Source organism: Candidatus Latescibacterota bacterium, from assembly GCA_020633725.1.
In the GTDB taxonomy this organism is placed as follows: Bacteria; Krumholzibacteriota; Krumholzibacteriia; order JACNKJ01; family JACNKJ01; genus VGXI01.
In genome coordinates, this window is sequence record JACKDC010000007.1 from 29,220 (window position 1) to 45,907 (window position 16,688).

At 71.3% G+C, this 16,688-nt stretch carries 14 protein-coding genes and 1 tRNA gene; 11 read left to right on the top strand and 4 right to left on the bottom strand.

Going from position 1 to position 16,688, the window contains the following annotated elements:
* Window positions 1-2: 2 nt before the first annotated feature.
* Together H6693_13710 and H6693_13715 are read right to left on the bottom strand one after the other, a co-directional pair.
* Window positions 3-1,412, bottom strand: a complete 1,410-nt coding sequence (locus H6693_13710; protein ID MCB9517242.1) for a hypothetical protein — start codon at window positions 1,410-1,412, stop codon at window positions 3-5.
* Window positions 1,413-1,580: 168 nt separating this feature from the next.
* A tRNA-Met gene (locus H6693_13715) sits at window positions 1,581-1,654 on the bottom strand.
* Window positions 1,655-1,853: 199 nt separating this feature from the next.
* On the opposite strand from H6693_13715, the gene ettA reads away from it, so the two are divergent.
* The 4 genes from ettA (at window position 1,854) to nrfD (ending at window position 6,398) form a co-directional block, all read left to right on the top strand.
* Complete coding sequence (gene ettA / locus H6693_13720; GenBank protein MCB9517243.1) at window positions 1,854-3,536, top strand: energy-dependent translational throttle protein EttA; 1,683 nt, start codon at window positions 1,854-1,856, stop codon at window positions 3,534-3,536.
* A 148-nt stretch (window positions 3,537-3,684) separates the two neighbouring features.
* Window positions 3,685-4,254, top strand: coding sequence for a hypothetical protein (locus H6693_13725; protein ID MCB9517244.1), 570 nt, complete (start codon window positions 3,685-3,687; stop codon window positions 4,252-4,254).
* A complete protein-coding gene (locus tag H6693_13730; GenBank protein MCB9517245.1) occupies window positions 4,251-5,177 on the top strand; it encodes a 4Fe-4S dicluster domain-containing protein in 927 nt (308 codons plus the stop codon). The genes H6693_13725 and H6693_13730 overlap by 4 nt, the downstream gene beginning before the upstream one ends.
* A gap of 18 nt (window positions 5,178-5,195) precedes the next feature.
* Window positions 5,196-6,398: a polysulfide reductase NrfD gene (gene nrfD, locus H6693_13735; GenBank protein MCB9517246.1), complete on the top strand. Its 1,203-nt coding sequence runs from the start codon at window positions 5,196-5,198 to the stop codon at window positions 6,396-6,398.
* A 6-nt stretch (window positions 6,399-6,404) separates the two neighbouring features.
* On the opposite strand, the gene H6693_13740 is transcribed toward nrfD, so the two are convergent.
* The gene (locus H6693_13740; protein ID MCB9517247.1) at window positions 6,405-8,138 is read right to left on the bottom strand and encodes a hypothetical protein; all 1,734 of its coding nucleotides are present in this window, start codon (window positions 8,136-8,138) and stop codon (window positions 6,405-6,407) included.
* Window positions 8,139-8,407: 269 nt separating this feature from the next.
* Between H6693_13740 and hypF the strand changes: the two genes are divergently transcribed.
* From hypF to H6693_13775, 7 genes are read left to right on the top strand one after another with little or no spacing between them, the layout of a single operon-like run.
* Window positions 8,408-10,762, top strand: coding sequence for a carbamoyltransferase HypF (gene hypF, locus H6693_13745; GenBank protein MCB9517248.1), 2,355 nt, complete (start codon window positions 8,408-8,410; stop codon window positions 10,760-10,762).
* A gap of 2 nt (window positions 10,763-10,764) precedes the next feature.
* Window positions 10,765-11,034 (top strand): HypC/HybG/HupF family hydrogenase formation chaperone, encoded by a 270-nt coding sequence (locus H6693_13750; GenBank protein MCB9517249.1) that lies wholly within the window; start codon window positions 10,765-10,767, stop codon window positions 11,032-11,034.
* On the top strand, window positions 11,031-12,131 hold the full coding sequence (gene hypD / locus H6693_13755; protein MCB9517250.1) for a hydrogenase formation protein HypD: 1,101 nt from the start codon (window positions 11,031-11,033) through the stop codon (window positions 12,129-12,131). Before H6693_13750 ends, hypD begins: the two co-directional genes overlap by 4 nt.
* 1 nt (window position 12,132) lies before the next feature.
* Window positions 12,133-13,149, top strand: a complete 1,017-nt coding sequence (gene hypE / locus H6693_13760; protein ID MCB9517251.1) for a hydrogenase expression/formation protein HypE — start codon at window positions 12,133-12,135, stop codon at window positions 13,147-13,149.
* Window positions 13,150-13,156: 7 nt separating this feature from the next.
* Window positions 13,157-13,522, top strand: coding sequence for a hydrogenase maturation nickel metallochaperone HypA (locus tag H6693_13765; protein ID MCB9517252.1), 366 nt, complete (start codon window positions 13,157-13,159; stop codon window positions 13,520-13,522).
* Window positions 13,519-14,175: a hydrogenase nickel incorporation protein HypB gene (hypB, locus tag H6693_13770; GenBank protein ID MCB9517253.1), complete on the top strand. Its 657-nt coding sequence runs from the start codon at window positions 13,519-13,521 to the stop codon at window positions 14,173-14,175. Before H6693_13765 ends, hypB begins: the two co-directional genes overlap by 4 nt.
* A 50-nt stretch (window positions 14,176-14,225) precedes the next feature.
* Entirely contained in the window at window positions 14,226-16,127 is a 1,902-nt protein-coding gene (locus tag H6693_13775; protein ID MCB9517254.1) for a GAF domain-containing protein, read from the top strand.
* Here H6693_13775 and H6693_13780 read toward each other — a convergent pair.
* A complete protein-coding gene (locus H6693_13780; protein MCB9517255.1) occupies window positions 16,124-16,678 on the bottom strand; it encodes a hydrogenase maturation protease in 555 nt (184 codons plus the stop codon). The genes H6693_13775 and H6693_13780 overlap by 4 nt on opposite strands.
* Window positions 16,679-16,688: the final 10 nt, after the last annotated feature.

The following is a 16,688-nucleotide window of genomic DNA, read 5'->3' on the forward strand; positions in this document are numbered from 1 at the left end:
GCCTACTTCAGCAGGACGGCCTTCTGCGCGAGCATCGTCCCACCCGCCTGCACGCGGATGAGGTAGACGCCGGTGGACATCGGATCGCCCGCGTCGTCCCTTCCCTCCCAGCGCAATTGCTGGGCGCCCGCGGGCAGCGGGGCGTCCAGCAGGCGGGCCACCTGACGACCCGCCGCGTCGTGGACCGTCACCGCGACCTGCTCCGCCGCCGGCAGGCTGAAGCGGATCTCCGCGCTCGGGTTGAAGGGGTTCGGGTGGACGCTCAGGCCGGTGATAGCCGCCGGGGCGGTGTCGACGGCCGTGGCCACGTCGCCGCGCCCCAGCCAGATCTCACCCGTCGGCTCGGGGTCGCCGAGTTCGAAGACCAGGGCGACCTGTCCGTCGAGACCCAGCGCCAGGTCGCCCTGCCTGCAGATCCGGCCGCCGAGGAGTTCCGAGCGGTCCTCCCACTGTCCTCCCGGCGCCCTGACCTTGTAGTAGCTGGCGTAGCTGCTCTCGGCCGCGTACTCGAACTGCTGGAACCAGAAGACGTGCGCGGCGCCGTCCGCGTCCACCGCCAGCGCGGGCCAGCGGGGCCAATCGTCGCCCTGCTCGTCCACGGTCAGCTCCTCCGGCTGCGTCCACGCGCCCTCGCCGATCTCCGTGCAGTAGTAGAGATGATTGCAGGGACAGGCGGGCTGAGGCTTCACGCCCACCAGGTGCTGGCCGTAGGGGCCGATGGCCGTGTCGAACTCGCCGCCGAAGTAGCCGTCGTCCGGCCAGACGGCGTAGGGATAGCCGTACATGTCGAAGTAGTCGATGCGGCCCTGGGAGGGATTCGCCACGTAGAGGCGCGGGGCGCAGACGTCCGACCAGCAGGCCCACTGCGCCTGCGGGTGAAGGCGCGTGAACGCGTCGCCCTCGGAGGGGAAGGCGTAGCCGCCGGAGAAGTCGCCGCCCCAGCCTTCGTAGAGGAGGGCGGAGACGTCGTCCATCTCCAGGGCCAGCGCGTTCTCGGAGCCCTGCCAGCAGGGTTGCCAGCTTGCAACCGCGAGGCTCAGCACCTGCCGATCCGCGGGATCGTCCCGCACCGTGACCACCGGTCCCCAGCTTCCGTTGGTCAGCTCGCGAGTGAGGGTCCGGTCGCCGTCGGCCCAGACGAGGCTGAAGCCGAAGGTGGTCCAGCAGACGCCCGGGTCGATGCCCGGGCCGTGGAAGACGGGGTCCTCGAGCGATCCCGCGACCCAGCGACGCGTCCACACGCCGACGCCCGCCTCCTCCCAGGCGGCCACGATGTCTCCGGCGCCGCTGATGGCCACGGCGCACTGCGAGTAGTCGCCGGGCTGTGCGCTGAGCTGAACGAAGTCGAGCGTCGCGGCGGACGCGGTCGCGGCGAGGGTCAACACGGCGAGGGCGGCGATCAGGGTTCGCATGGGGACTCCTCCTCGGGTTGCCGGCGGATCGAATCCATCAAATGGATTATAGCAGCGATTGGCGGCCGGGCAATGTCTTCGAGGACGCGTCGGTTCTGGGACGGATGGGCGGAGGAGCAAAACGGAAACAGCCCGCCTCCGTCGGACGGAAGCGGGCTGCTGGCTAGGTGGCGGGGGCAGGATTCGAACCTGCGACCTTTGGGTTATGAGCCCAACGAGCTACCGGACTGCTCCACCCCGCGGCAACGAGGGCCCAATATAGACCGGGGACCGGGTGCCGTCAACCCCCAGCGGCGCGATTCCGTTGACGGAACTCGCGCGAATTCAAGCCGTTGCTCCCAACTTCGCAGGTAGCCCTTGGCGCGGCCCCCGGGATCGTCCATGCTGCGCGTCGATCCCACCATCCCCCCCACCCGCAGCGCTTCGCCGAGGTGTTCGCAAATGGCCGACAAGTTCATCTTCCACATGTACGGCGTCAGCAAGTCCTACGGTCAGAACCAGGTGTTGCGCGACATCAACCTGAGCTTCTTCCCCGGTGCGAAGATCGGAATCGTCGGCGAGAACGGCGCGGGCAAGTCCACGGTGCTGCGCATCATGGCCGGCATCGAGACCGACTTCGACGGCCAGGCCGGCATCACGCCCGGCTACCGGGCGGGCATGGTGGCGCAGGAGCCCGTCCTCGACGACGCGCTGACCGTTCGCGAGACGGTGGAGCTGGCCTTCGCCGACGTGAAGGCGCTGCTGGACGAGTACGACCGCGTGGCCGCCAGCATGGGCGAGGCCGAGGGCGACGACGCCATGCAGAAGGCCATGGATCGCATGAGCGCGCTCCAGGACAAGATCGACGCCGTCGACGGCTGGAACCTCGACCAGAAGCTCGACGTGGCCAGCGACGCCCTCTGCCTTCCCGAGGACGGCCGCAAGGTGGGCACGCTCTCCGGCGGCGAGCGCCGCCGCGTCGCGCTCTGCAAGATCCTGCTCGAGCAGCCCGACCTCCTGCTGCTCGACGAGCCCACGAACCACCTGGACGCCGAGACCGTCAACTGGCTCGAGGAGCAGCTCAAGGTCTACCCGGGCACGGTGATCATCGTCACCCACGACCGCTACTTTCTCGACAACGTCACCGGCTGGATCCTGGAGCTCGAAGGCGGTCGGGGCATTCCCTGGGAGGGCAACTACAGCTCCTGGCTCGAGCAGAAGCTGGCCGCGCTGGCGGCGGGGGAGCGGGGCGACTCGCCGCGGGGGCGCGCGCTGCGCCACGAGCTGGAGTGGATTCGCATGAGCCGCGGCGATCGGGACGCGCTGACCCGCAGCCGCGTGCGCGAGTACGAGCAGCTCGTCGCGCGGGAGACGGCTGCGCAGCGTGGCGACGGCGACACCGCCATCCGCATCGCTCCGGGGCCGGAGCTCGGCCAGCAGGTGCTCGAGTTCGCCGGCGTCGCCTTCGGCCACGACGAGCGCACGCTCTTCAGCGACCTCAGCTTCGCCGTACCGCGCGGCGCGGTGGTGGGCCTGATCGGGCCCAACGGGGCGGGCAAGTCGTCGCTGTTCAAGCTGGTCGCGGGCTCGCTGGCGCCGCGCGCCGGGGACGTCACCCTGGGCAGCACGGTGCAGCTCGTCTACGCCGATCAGGAGCGGAGCCAGCTCGACGACGCGCGCACGCTGATCGAGCTGGTGGGCGGCGGTGCGGAGGAGGTGGTGCTGGGCGCGCAGCGCGTGCCCATCCGCAAGTACCTGGCCCGTTTCGGCTTCAAGGGCGCCAGCCAGCAGAAGCGCAGCGGCGAGTTCTCGGGCGGCGAGCGCAACCGCTGCCACCTGGCCACCGTGCTGAAGACCGGCGGCAATCTGATCCTGCTCGACGAGCCCACCAACGACCTCGACGTGAACACGCTCCGCCTGCTCGAGGAGGCCATCCTCGACTTCTCGGGCTGCGTGATGGCGATCAGCCACGACCGCTTCTTCCTGGACCGCGTCTGCACGCACGTCCTCGTCTTCGAGGGCGAGGGCCAGGTGCGCTGGTTCGAGGGGAACTTCTCGGCCTACGAGGCCTGGCGGCAGCGGGAGCTGGGCGACCGGCTCTTCGAGAATCGCCGCAACCGCTACCGAACCCTGGTCAAGGGCTGATACCGCAATCGGTTAACAGGGCTTCGAGAATCGATCCAGGAATAGCGGGTAATGAAGGCGGGATTTCCTGGAAATCCGGCGAACTTCGCCTTAGACTCGCCTCCGACGGATCCGGTCCCTCGCCGGTCCAGTTCCCGGGAGAGCGATCATGACGAAGCCGGCCACCGCCGCGTTGCTCGCGTTGCTCGCCTTCAGTTTCGCCGCGGTCCCCGCCGCCGGGGCCGCAGGCGCCGCTCCGGTGGAGGACAGCTTCCCCGTGCCGCCGCCGCCGCTCTCCGACGGGATCTTTCCCTGCTCGGACTGCCACGCCGACCTGGAGCCCGATCCGACGCCGCGGGTGCTGGGCATGCACGAAGAGATCGCGGAGAGCTTCCACCACGCCGAGCAGCGGCGCTGGTGCCTCGACTGCCACAATCCGGATGACCGCGACAAGCTCCGCCTGGCCAACGGCCAGCTCATCGACTTCGAGCACTCCTACGAACTCTGCGGGCAGTGTCACGGCACCATCTATCGCGACTGGAAGGCCGGCGTGCACGGCAAGCGCACGGGCTACTGGAACGGCCGCCGGGAGTACCGGCTCTGCGTCGCCTGCCACAATCCGCACCACCCGCGTTTCGCCCCGATCGTCCCCGAGCCCGCGCCGACGCGCCCCGGCGCCATCGGCAACCGCAACCCCGCCGGCGTAGAGGCCGAGCACGCGTCGAGAGGTGAGCGATGAGCCGCGAGCAGCCGGATCGCGAGAGCTTCATGAACATGGACCGTCGCAGCTTCCTCAAGCTGGCCGGCCTGGGCAGTCTCGCGATTCCCGCCGGCAGCGCGGACGCGTCGATCTGGGACGCCTTCTTCCAGAAGAACTTCCGCGAGATGAACCGCGACGACGTCAGCGCCATGCTCGAGCGCCTCGAGCGCCGCTATCTCGAGGAGAGCGGCTATTCCCTCACCGTGAAGGCCACGCCGCCGCTGCCCGGCGTCAAGTTCGGCTACGGGCTCGACCTCTCGCGCTGCGTGGGTTGCCGCCGCTGCGTCTACGCCTGCGTGAAGGAGAACAACCAGTCGCGGGATCCGCAGATCCACTGGATCAGCGTTCTCCGCTTCCCCAAGGACGAGAAGGGCGTCAGCGATCTCGAGCGCGCGGATCTCTACTACCACGCCGAGGAGGTGCCGGAGGACGGCTACTTCTACATGCCCGTGGCCTGCCAGCACTGCGAGGACCCGCCCTGCGTGAAGTCCTGCCCCGCGAAGGCGACCTGGACCGAGCCCGACGGCATCGTCGTCATCGACTACGACTGGTGCGTGGGTTGCCGCTTCTGCATGGCCGCCTGCCCCTACGGCGCTCGTCGCTTCAACTGGGGACGGCCGGATCTCCCCGCGGACTCGCTCAATCCCGACACCCACTACCTCGGCAACCGGCCCCGTCCGATCGGCGTGGTGGAGAAGTGCAGCTTCTGCATCCAGCGCGTGCGCGAGGAGCCCGGCCGCTATCCGGCCTGCGTCGAGATCTGCCCGGTGGGCGCGCGCAAGTTCGGCAACCTGCTCGACCCCGACAGCGAGATTCGCTACTGCATCGACAACAAGCGGGTCTTCCGGCTCAAGGAGGACCTCAACACGAACCCCAAGTTCTTCTACTTCTTCGCGACCTGATTCCTCGGGGAGCCGCGGATGCACAACTTCCTCGTCACGCTGAAGACGCTGTTGCGTGGGAACCGCTGGTACTACGTCTGGCTGGGGCTGCTGGGCGTGCTCATCGTCAACGGGCTGGCGGCCTACCTGCGGCAGACGAACACGGGGCTCATCGTCACGGGGATGCGCGATCCCGTCTCCTGGGGCTTCTACATCTCCAACTTCACGTTCCTCGTGGGCGTCGCGGCGGCGGCCGTGCTGCTGGTGGTGCCGGCCTACATCTACAATTTCAAGCCCATCAAGGAGATCGTGCTCTTCGGCGAGCTGCTCGCCGTGGCGGCCATGGTGATGTGCATGCTCTTCGTGATGGTGGACATGGGACACCCGGGCCGCTATCTGCACCTGATGCCCATCGTCGGGAGCATGAACTTCCCGTCGTCGCTGCTGTCCTGGGACATCCTCGCGCTCTCGGGCTATCTCGCCATCAACCTCTTCATCTCCTTCTACGCCCTCTACCGCATGGCCCACAGCCGCGAGTACAGCCTGCAGCTCATCAAGCCGCTGATCCTGCTGTCGATTCCCTGGGCCGTGAGCATCCACACCGTGACGGCCTTCCTCTACAACGGCCTCTCCTCGCGGCCCTTCTGGAACGCGTCCATCCTGGCGCCGCGCTTTCTCGCCTCGGCGTTCTGCTCGGGGCCGGCGGTGATGATCCTCATCTTCCAGATCGTGCGGAAGGTGTCGAAGATCGAGATCGACAACAAGGCGCTCTTCAAGATCTCCGAGCTGATCGCCTACGCCATGGGCGTGAATCTCTTCCTGTTCGCGGCGGAGTTCTTCAAGGAGTTCTACTCGGGCAGCGTGCACCTGGCCCCGATGAAGTACCTCTACTTCGGCCTCGACGGGCACACGCAGCTCGTCCCCTGGATGTGGACGGCCTTCGTCTTCAACCTCACGGCCTTCTTCATCTTCCTCAATCCGCGGGCGCGCCGGAACTTCTTCGTGCTCAACACGGCCTGCGTGCTGGTGATCATCGGCGTCTACATCGAGAAGGGGATGGGCCTCGTGATCCCGGGCTTCGTGCCCAGCACCCTCGGCGAGATCTATGACTACCTGCCCACGCTCACCGAGAAGAGCGTGGCGATCGGCGTGTGGGCCGTGGGCGGGCTGATCTACACGCTGCTCGTGAAGTTCGCGATGCCCGTCTACACCGGCGCGCTTCGCTTCTACTCCAGGGACTGATCGCCATCAGTCGCTTCCTCCGGCCGGCGTGGGACGGGGTCCGCGAGCACGCAGCAGCCACGGCGATGCGATCAGCGCGCCGCCGAAGAAGGCGCAACCGAGGAACAGCGCGCCGGCGTGTCCCTGCCGGAGACCCACCAGGAGCATCGCTCCGCCCAGCGCCAGCACCGGATAGACCAGCCAGGTCCACTCCCGCAGCGGCCGTCGCCGTCCCCCCGTGGCCAGCAGCACCGCGGCGCCCGAGGGGACGGCCACGCGCGCGACCACCGCGGCCGCGGTGAGATCCTGCACGTCCCAGCTCGAGGCGAGGCGCAGCGCCAGCGCCACCAGCAGGCCCGCCAACCCCAGCACCGTGGTCACCAGCAGCGCCAGGCGGGGCAGCGCCGCCTGTTCGCTGCCGGGCAGGTGGCGCCGGACGACCGCCAGCACCAGGTAGCCCAGCAGCGCAAGCAGCAGCACGATGTAGCCGGCCGCGCCGGGACCGTCCAGGAGCCGCGGCGCGGGCGCCAGAAAGGCGGCGAAGGCGAAGCCGAGCAGACCGCTGCGCCAGGCGGCGACGGCGAGATAGAGCGCGCTGTGCACGCGCAGGGTGATGCGGTCGTAGGCCACGCCGAGCACGGCCGACGCCAGCCCCAGGAGCCCCCAGATCAGCGACAGCGCCGCGCCGCCGGAGACGAGGGTGCTCCCGGTCATCGCGAGCACGAGCGCCAGCGACGTGTAGAAGATGAAGTTGCGCCCGCGGCCGACGCGCCGGTCCACGAAGGCGAACGCGACGAGGTAGCATGCCCCGGCCGCGACCAGCGCCGCCGGTCCCAGCCACTGGCCGCCGTGCCCGTGCGCATGCGCGATGCGCACCGCGCCCCCGAAGCCGATGGCCAGCGCCGCGGCCGTCTGCACGACCTCGAAGAGCGTCACGTCCCGCTGTCGCCAGAGCGTCCTCAGCGCGAAGCTGCCCAGGTAGACCACGAGCAGCGCGCCGGCCAGACCCTGCGCCAGCCCCACCGACAGCCCGGCGTAGTGCGCGGGCACCCCGTTCCCGCTCGAGGCGATGGAGACGAGCACCAGCACCATGAAGTCCGTCACCAGGGCCGTCCACCAGCGCAGTCCATGCCACTTGAAGTGGTAGCCGAGCCAGACCGTGCCCAGGCCGAGCAGCAGCAGCAGTCCGATGAAGGGTTCCGACACCCCGGTGGCGAAGTGCAGCGCCACCGCGACGGCCATCGCGCCGCTGACGTGCACCCAGGCGAGGCTGCGGATGCGCTGTCGCCAGCCGGCCAGCAGCGCAAGCGCGACGAGCACGGCGGCGAGCAGCGCGGCCAGCCCGGGGGGCATCACGCCGAATCGCGTCGGCGCCTCCCAGAGGATGGGGTAGGCGATGAGGGCGGCCGTGATGCCGTAGGTCAGCGCCCTGACCGGCTTGCCCCGACCGGCCGCGCGTCCGGCGAGTCCGATCCAGAGGACGGCGTAGACCAGGCCCAGCGCGACGCCCCCGAGCAGGGGCAGCAACCCGGAGTCGGTGAAGGCCCGCAGCATGAAGGCGCCCGCCATGAGCAGCAGCGCCTGCCCCAGATCGGCGAGCCCGACGTCGAGCCCCGAAGGACCGGCCGTGGCGTTTGGCGTGACGGCCTTGACCGGTGTCCTGGGTTGGCGCGCGGGACCCGCGGCGCCAAGCAGCGCTTCCAGACGAGAGAGGCGCGCTTCCAGTCCGCGCTGCGCCAGCAGCAGCTCCTGGATGCGCACATCGAGATGGGACTCGTTGTCGCCGATGGCGTCCCTCCCTCGCTGCCGACCCGAAAAGTTGTGGCTCTTTCGGGTCGTTATGTCTTTATTTAGCCGTATGAAGTCGGCGGAAGCCGGCCGGCCGCCGCCGCTCTTTCGACATCGGCAATGATTTCACAGATCTCTGCCCCTGGCAAGGGGCATCTGCGCCTGCCCGGCCCGTCCGAAGTGGACGACCCGGCCGGCCAGGTCTGCTAGAGTCCCGGCGTCGACCTCGGAGGCCCAGCGCCGTGCCCGGAGTTCCCCATTCGCTTCAGTCACCGCCCCCCGGCAGCCGCCGCTGCCGCCTCGACTTCCGCGGCCGCGTGCAGGGCGTGGGCTTTCGGCCCTGGATCTACCGCCTGGCCTGCGACTGCGGACTGGCGGGCCACGTGGGCAACGACGCGCGCGGCGCCTTCGCCGAGCTGGAGGGCAGCGCGGAGGACATCGCGCGCTTCCTCGCGCGCAGCCGGACCGAGGCGCCGCCCCTGGCCGCCATCGCCGAGGTGACCGAGCAGGCCCTGCCGCCGCTGGGGGAGCGCGGCTTTCGCATCCTCCCCAGCCGGGACGAGGGCGCCCATCGCGCCGAGATCGCGCCCGACAGCGCCACCTGCCCCGACTGCCTGCGCGAACTCCTCGATCCGGCCGACCGCCGCCATCGCTACCCCTTCATCAACTGCACGAACTGCGGGCCGCGCTACAGCATCGTGCGCGGCGTGCCCTACGACCGCCCGCTCACCACGATGCGCGGCTTCGTCATGTGCCCGGCCTGCCAGGCCGAGTACGACGACCCCGCCAACCGCCGCTTCCACGCCCAGCCCAACGCCTGTCCCGACTGCGGCCCACGCGTCTGGCTGACGGACCCCGCCGGCACGCCGCTGGCCGGCGACGCCATCGCCGAGTGCGCGCGACGCCTGCTGGCGGGGGAGATCGTCGCCATCAAGGGATTGGGCGGCTTCCACCTCGCCTGCCGCGCCGACAGTGAGCGCGCCGTCACCGCGCTTCGCGCGCGCAAGGGGCGCGAGGCCAAGCCGCTGGCGCTCATGGTGGCCGACCTCGCCGCCGCGCGCGCGCTCGTCCACCTCGACGACGCCAGCGAGGCGCTGCTGATCGGCGCGGCGCGTCCCATCGTGCTCGCGCCGGCCCTCGCGGGCGCGCAGGTGGCGCCGTCGGTGGCGCCCGGCACGCACACGCTGGGCGTCATGCTGCCCTACACGCCGCTGCACACGCTGCTGTTCGCGCCGGTGGACGGAACCGCGCTGCCGCCCCTGGTCATGACCTCGGGCAATCCCAGCGCCGAGCCCCTGTGCTGCGACAACGACGAGGCCCTGGAGCGGCTGAGCGGCATCGCCGACGCCTTCCTGCTCCACGACCGCGACATCGAACGCCGCGTCGACGACTCCGTCGCCCTCGCGCTCACCCTCCCCGGTCCCACCGGCCCCGTCGTGCGCAACACGCCCCTGCGCCGCGCACGCGGCTACGCGCCGGAGCCCGTCGTGCTGTCCCGCGCGGTGACGCGACCCGCGCTGGCCCTGGGCGGCGAAATGAAGAGCGCCGTCTGCCTCGCCGTCGACGACCGCGCGCTCCTCAGCGAGCACCTGGGCGACCTGGACAACCCCGCCGCCTTCCGCAACTTCCTCGGCACCATCGAACGCCTGCAGGCGCTCTTCGACGTCGAGCCGGCCGTGGTGGCCTGCGACCTGCATCCGGACTACGCCGCCAGCCGGCACGCGCGTGCGCTGCCCCTGCCGCGCGTGGAGGTGCAGCACCATCACGCCCACCTGGTGAGCTGCCTGGCCGACAACGGTCTGGAGGGCGAGGCGCTGGGGCTCATCTGCGACGGGACGGGCTACGGCAGCGACGGCGCCATCTGGGGCTGCGAGCTCCTCCGCGGCGACGCCCGCGGCTTCGCGCGCCTGGGCCAGCTGCGCTACTTCCCCCTGCTGGGCGGGGACGCCGCGGCGCGCGAGACCTGGCGTCCCGCCGCCGGCCTCCTCGCCGAGGCCTACGGCGCCGACTGGCGCCGCGCCTGTCCCGCCGCCGCGTCGCGGGTCGAACCCGTGAAGCTGGCGCTGGCCGCGCGCTTCCTCGCTGCGCCGAACACCCCGGCCCCACGCACCAGCAGCCTGGGCCGCCTCTTCGACGCCGCGGCCTTCCTGCTGGGCCTCTGCGACCTGAATCGCGCCGACGCCCAGGCGCCCATGGCCCTCGAGGCCGCGGCCGCGGCCCACGGCGCCGCCGCACCCCTGCCCCTCCCTCTGCTGCGCGAAGACGACGCCCTCGCCCTCGACCACCGCCCGCTCACCCGCGCGCTCGTGGAAGGCCTCGCCGCCGGGCGCTCCGCCGGCGAACTGGCGGCCGGCTTTCACGCCGGGCTGGCCGCCGGCCTCGCCGCCCTGGCCGCCGCCGCGGCGGAGGGGGGCGCGCCCCGCCGCGTGATGCTCTCCGGCGGCTGCTTCGCCAACCGCCTCCTCACGGAAGCCCTCGCGCAGCAGTTGATGGCCGCGGGCCTGGAGGTCTATATTCATCACCGTGTTCCGGCCGGCGACGGCGGCCTGGCCCTGGGCCAGGCGCTGATCGCGGCGGCAAGCCATCTGGAGGGTTGACCATGTGCCTCGCAGTTCCAGGGCAGATCCTGAGCGTGACGGGCGAGGCCGACGACGCCCTTGGCCGCCTCGCCACGGTCGACTTCCAGGGCAGCCGCATGGAGGCGTCACTCGCCATGACGCCGGAGGCCGGCGCCGGGGACTGGGTGCTCGTGCACGCGGGCTATGCCATCACCCAGCTGGACGAAGCGGAGGCGCGCGAGACCTGGGAGACGCTGCGCATCGCCCTGGGCGAGGACTTCGAACTGCCCGGCGGCGAGGCCGGCGCATGAGACCCGTCCGCGACGCCGCCGCGCTGGGCGCTGAGATCCGCGACCTCGTGGGGAGAAGCCAGCGCGACACCGTGAGCATAATGGAAGTCTGCGGCACGCACACGGTCAGCCTCTTCCGCAGCGGCGCGCGCTCTTTCCTGCCCGAGAACCTGAAGCTGCTCAGCGGTCCGGGCTGTCCGGTCTGCGTCACCAGTCAGGGCTACCTGGACGCGGCCTGCGAGCTGGCGGCCCGCGACGACGTGATCGTCGCCACCTATGGCGACATGGTGCGCGTGCCCGGCGCGAAGGGCAGCCTCGAGGGCATGCGCGGCGAGGGCGCGAAGGTCGCCGTGGTCTACTCGGCCCGCGACGCGCTGAAGCTCGCCCAGGCGCATCCCGAGCGGCAGGTGGTCTTCCTCGCGGTGGGCTTCGAGACGACCACGCCGGCCACCGCCACCACCGTCCTCGCGGCCGCGCAGCAGGGCGTGGACAACTACAGTATCCTGCCCGCGCACAAGCTCGTGATCCCCGCCATGGACGCGCTGCTCGCCGGGGGCGAGGTGCCCGTGGACGGCTTCCTCTGTCCCGGCCACGTGAGCGTGGTGATCGGCGCGGACGCCTACGCGCCCATCGCCGCGAACTACGGCAAGCCCTGCGTCGTCGCCGGCTTCGAGCTCGAAGGCATGCTGGAGGCGGTGCTGCGCATCGTGCGGCAGGTGGCCGCGGACGAGGCGCGGGTGGAGAACGTCTACGGCGCGGCGGTGAGCGCGGCGGGCAACACGGCGGCCTGGGACCTGGTGGAGCGGGTCTTCGAGCCGGGGGACACGGTGTGGCGCGCTATGGGCACGCTGCCCGCCAGCGGACTCGAGCTGCGCCCGGCCTACCGCCGCTTCGACGCGCGCGAACGCTTCGGGGTGGCCTACGGCCCCGATCAGCACCCCCCCGGCTGTCTCTGCGGCGAGGTGATCCAGGGCAAGGTGAGTCCCGCCGACTGCGCGCTCTTCGGGACGGGTTGCACGCCCCTGTCGCCCATCGGCCCGTGCATGGTCAGCAGCGAGGGCACCTGCGCCGCCTGGTACAAGTACCGGCGTCCGGCGCAGGCCGCCGGCGAGCGCTAGCATGCGCGAGCGCGACCGCATCGTCATGGCCCACGGCGGCGGCGGCGAGCTGACCCAGCGCCTGCTCGCCGAGCACGTCCTGCCCCGCCTGAACAACGACCTGCTCGGCCCGCTCACCGACGGCGCGATTCTTCCGCGCTGGGCGGGCGCCACCTGCATCAGCACCGACTCCTTCGTGGTGCAGCCCCTGGAGTTCCCCGGCGGGGACATCGGCCATCTGGCCGTCTGCGGAACGGTGAACGACGTGGCGATGATGGGCGCGCGCCCCGTGGCGTTGAGCCTCGGCCTGATCCTCGAGGAGGGCCTGCCGCTGGCCACGCTCGACCGCGTGCTCGACTCCATCGCGGCCACCGCCGCGGCCGCCGGCGTGCGCGTGGCCACGGGCGACACCAAGGTGGTGGAGCACCGCGGCGGCGACGGCCTGATGATCAACACCACCGGCGTCGGCGAGCTGCGCCCCGACGCCCGGCTCGACGCGGCGCGCATCGCGCCCGGCGACCGCCTGCTGATCAACGGCGGTATCGCCGAACATGGGCTGGCGGTCCTGTCCGTGCGGCGGCACCTGGAGTTCGCGACCACGCTGAAGAGCGACGCGGCCGCCCTGCACACCCTGGTGGCGGCGCTCCTGGACGCCTGCGGCGAGGACCTGAAGTTCCTGCGCGACCCGACCCGCGGCGGCGTGGCGGGCGTGGTCTGCGACCTGGTGGACGCCACGAAGCTCGGCCTCACGCTGGAGGAGCGGGCGATCCCGATCACGCCCACGGCGCTGCAGACGGCCGAGCTGCTGGGCCTGGACCCACTGGCCGTGGCCAACGAGGGGAAGCTGCTGGCCGTGGTGGCGGAGTCCGCGGCCGAACGGGCGCTGGCCGCGCTGCGCGCGCATCCCCTGGGTGGGCGCGCGGCGGCGATCGGGGTCTTCGGCGAGGAGGCGATGCCCTTGCCCGAGCTGATCACGCGCGGCGGCGGACGGCGGCTCGTGAGCCGTCCCTACGGCGAGGACCTGCCGCGCATCTGCTAGGAGGGCCGTGCACGAGATGACCATCGCCTGGGCGCTGCTGGAGCAGCTCGACGCGCTGGCGCAGGCCAACGCCCTGGCGCGCATCGACAGCGTGCACGTCCAGGCGGGCGAGCTGCGGGGGCTCGTGCCCGAGGCCATGCAGCTCGCCTTTCGCGAGGCCGCGCGGGGCGGTCCGGCCGCGGAGGCCACGCTCGAGCTCGAGATCCTGACGCCCCTCGCCCGCTGCCGGCGCTGCGGCCGCGAGTTCAGGCCGGCGCCGAACAGCTACCGCTGCGCCGGCTGCGGCGAGGCCGACGTGGACATGATCGTGGGCGACGAGATCGTCCTCCGGTCGGTGACCGGAGAAACGCGAACGGAAGAGGACGCGCGATGAAGATCAACGTGGTGAGCAACGTGCTGAAGGCCAACGACGCGATCGCCCGGGAGAACCGGCGCCTGCTGGACGCGGCCGGCGTGCTGGCCCTCAACATCACGAGCGCGCCGGGCAGCGGCAAGACGGCGCTGCTCCAGGCCGCGCTGCCGGCGCTGGCCCCGCTGCGCAGCGCGGTCGTGGTGGGGGATCTGCAGACCACGCGCGACGCCGAGCGGCTGCAGGGCGTGGCCGTCGCCGTCACCCAGATCAACACGGAGGGGGGCTGTCACCTCGCCGCGCAGCAGGTGACGGAGGCGCTCGCCGGGCTGCCGCTGGGCGAGCTGGATCTGCTCTTCATCGAGAACGTCGGCAACATGGTCTGTCCGGCGGGCTTCGACCTGGGCGAACACCTGCGGATCGCCATGCTCAGCGCGCCCGAGGGGCCGGACAAGGTGGCGAAGTATCCGACGCTGTTCCAGCCGGCCGACGCGATCGTGCTGAACAAGATGGATCTGGCCGGCGTGCTGGACTTCGACGCGGGCCTGGTGGAGTCGGACCTGGCGCAGATCAACACGCGCGCGCCGCTCTTCAAGCTGTCGGCGCGCAGCGGCGAGGGAATGGACGCCTGGCTCGACTGGCTGCGCGCGCGCGTGGCCGAGCGCGCGAGGGCCTAGGGGCCGTCCGGCGGCGGGGCGCCGCCGCCTGCGGCAGGCGGGGGGATGCGATGGAAGAGCGCGGGTCCAGGCAGCAGCTCCGCGGGCTCCTCGACGAGCTCACGGGCAGCGCGCGCATGCTGCCGCGGGTCTGGGGCCGTCGATCCTTCTGGCAGATCCGACTGCGCTGGTGGGTGCCGCCGCTGATCGCCGTCGGCGTGGGGGTCGGCCACCTGATCGGCTATCGCTTCCGCGTCCTGCCGATCCTGCTCGTCGCCGCGGGCATCCTCGCCTACAACGCCCTGCTCGCCCTGTTCACCCACCGGCTCGCCGCGAATCTCGAACGCGAGCCCCTGCGCGACCGCCGCTGGGTGTTGCTGGAGGTGGGGCTGGACTACGCGGCGATGTTCCTGCTCATCGGCCTGACGGGAGGCGTGGCGAGTCCTCTGCTCTTCTTCTTCCTCTTCCACGTGATCTTCGCGGCCATCCAGTTCCGCGCGGGTACGGCCCAGCTCTTCGCGGGCATCGCCATCGCGGGCAGCTGGGTTCTCCTGGCGCTGCAGTCGGCCAGGGTCCTGTCCTGTCCGGCCATCGGCTATCTCGACTCGCGGCTGGACTTCCACGACCACCCGGCGCACTTCGTCGCGCAGCTGCTCTTCTTCAGCGGGACGGTGGCGATCACCGCCGTGCTCGCCACGCGCATCATGACCCGCCTGCGCACCCGCGTCCGCGAGCTGACGCGGGCGAGCGGCGCGGTGGCGGACCTCAACGACCGCCTCGACCGCCTGCACACCATGCTGCGGGTGATCGGACGCGAGCAGCGGCTGCAGCCGATCCTCGACCGCGTCTGCAGCGAGCTGGCGGCGGAGATGGGGGTGAAGATCGTCGCCGTGAAGCTGCTCAGCGAGGATCGCCGCGAACTGCGCTTCGTGGCCGGGCACGGGCTGCCCGCGGACTTCCTCGAGCGCAAGGTGGTGCAGCTGGCCCGCAGTCCGCTCAACCGGCGCGTGATCGAGGGCGAGGTGTGGGTGCACGGGCACATCGGTCAGGACGATCGCTTCCAGCTGCAGGCCGAGCTGCTCGATCTCAACATCCGCTCGGTGGCCTTCGCGCCGCTGAAGCTCGAGGATCGCGTCATCGGGATTCTCGGCGCCTACTGCGTCAAGGCAGATCGCTTCAAGAACGAGGACACGAGCTTCCTGCGCATCGCCGCCGAGCTGGTGGCCGTGGCGATCGAGAACGGCCGGGCCTGGGAGGCGGTGGAGTCGCTGATGGGCGAGCGTGCGCGCTTCATGCTGCGCGTGGCCCACAACATGCGCGCGCCGCTGGGGGCGTCGCTCAGCCTGCTCGCGCTCGTGCGGGACGGCAGTCTTGGCGAGGTGGCCGAGCGCCAGCGCGAGGTGCTCGGGCGCGTGGAGCGGCGGCTCGGCGCGCTGAACCAGACGGTGGGCGATCTGCTCGCGCTAGCGCGCAGCCGCGACCTCACCCGGGAGCTGCCGGCGGTGACGGTCAAGCCCGCGGAACTGGGCGAACAGCTCGAGGAGATCTTCCTCGCCCGGGCCCAGGCCAAGGGCGTGGAGCTGCGCGTGGCCGTCGCGCCGGGCCTGCCGCCGCTGCCCAGCCGCGGCGACATCGCGAGCCAGCTGCTCGAGAATCTCGTCTCCAACGCGATCAAGTACACACCCGCCGGCGGCAAGGTGCGGCTGGTGATGCTGCGCGAAGAGCGCTGGCTGCGCGTCGAGATCAGCGACACGGGCATTGGCATCCCCAGCGCCGAGCAGGCCCACCTCTTCGACGAGTTCTTCCGCGCCTCCAACGCCCGCGCGCTTCACGAGGAGGGGACGGGGCTCGGACTGGCCCTGGCCCGCCAGACCGCCGAACGGCTCGGGGGCAGCCTGCGCCTGGCCAGCGAGGAGGGCGAGGGGACGACGGTCGTGGTCTACCTGCCGCTGGATCCGCCGGCGCCGGCCTAGTCGGGCGCCCCCCGCCGCCACCAGAGCTCGGGTTCCGCGGGCACCGGGCGCGCCGCGCCGGGACAGCCCAGGCGCTCCAGCTCGGCGAGGACCGCCGCCTCCACCGCGGGCAGGGCGGCCGCGACGGCGGGGCTGAGCTCCGTGCCCTGGGCGATGCTCGCCGGCACCACGCCCACCAGCAGGACCTCCGCCGGACCGCCGCCCGCGAACTCGGCCGTGAGCAGCGCCTCCTTGATGGCGGGGTCGTGCGGCGTCGTGCGCAGGGTGGGCGGATGGGACAGCAGCTGCTCCCTGCGGTAGCAGTGCACGCTGCCGGGCGGTCCGTCGGCGCGCACGGAGTCGACGATGATCAGCGCCTCGATGTCGGCGAGATAGGGCGCCAGGTCCATCCCCGGCGTGCCGAGCTCCAGCACGCTCACGGAGTCGGGAAAGGTGTAGCGGGCGTCGAGCAGCTTGACGACGTGCGGGCCGACGGAGTCGTCGCTCATGAGCACGCTGCCGATGCCGAGCACGGCGACGGCCGGAGCGATGGGCTCCGGCCGTCCCTGCACGCTTCCTCTC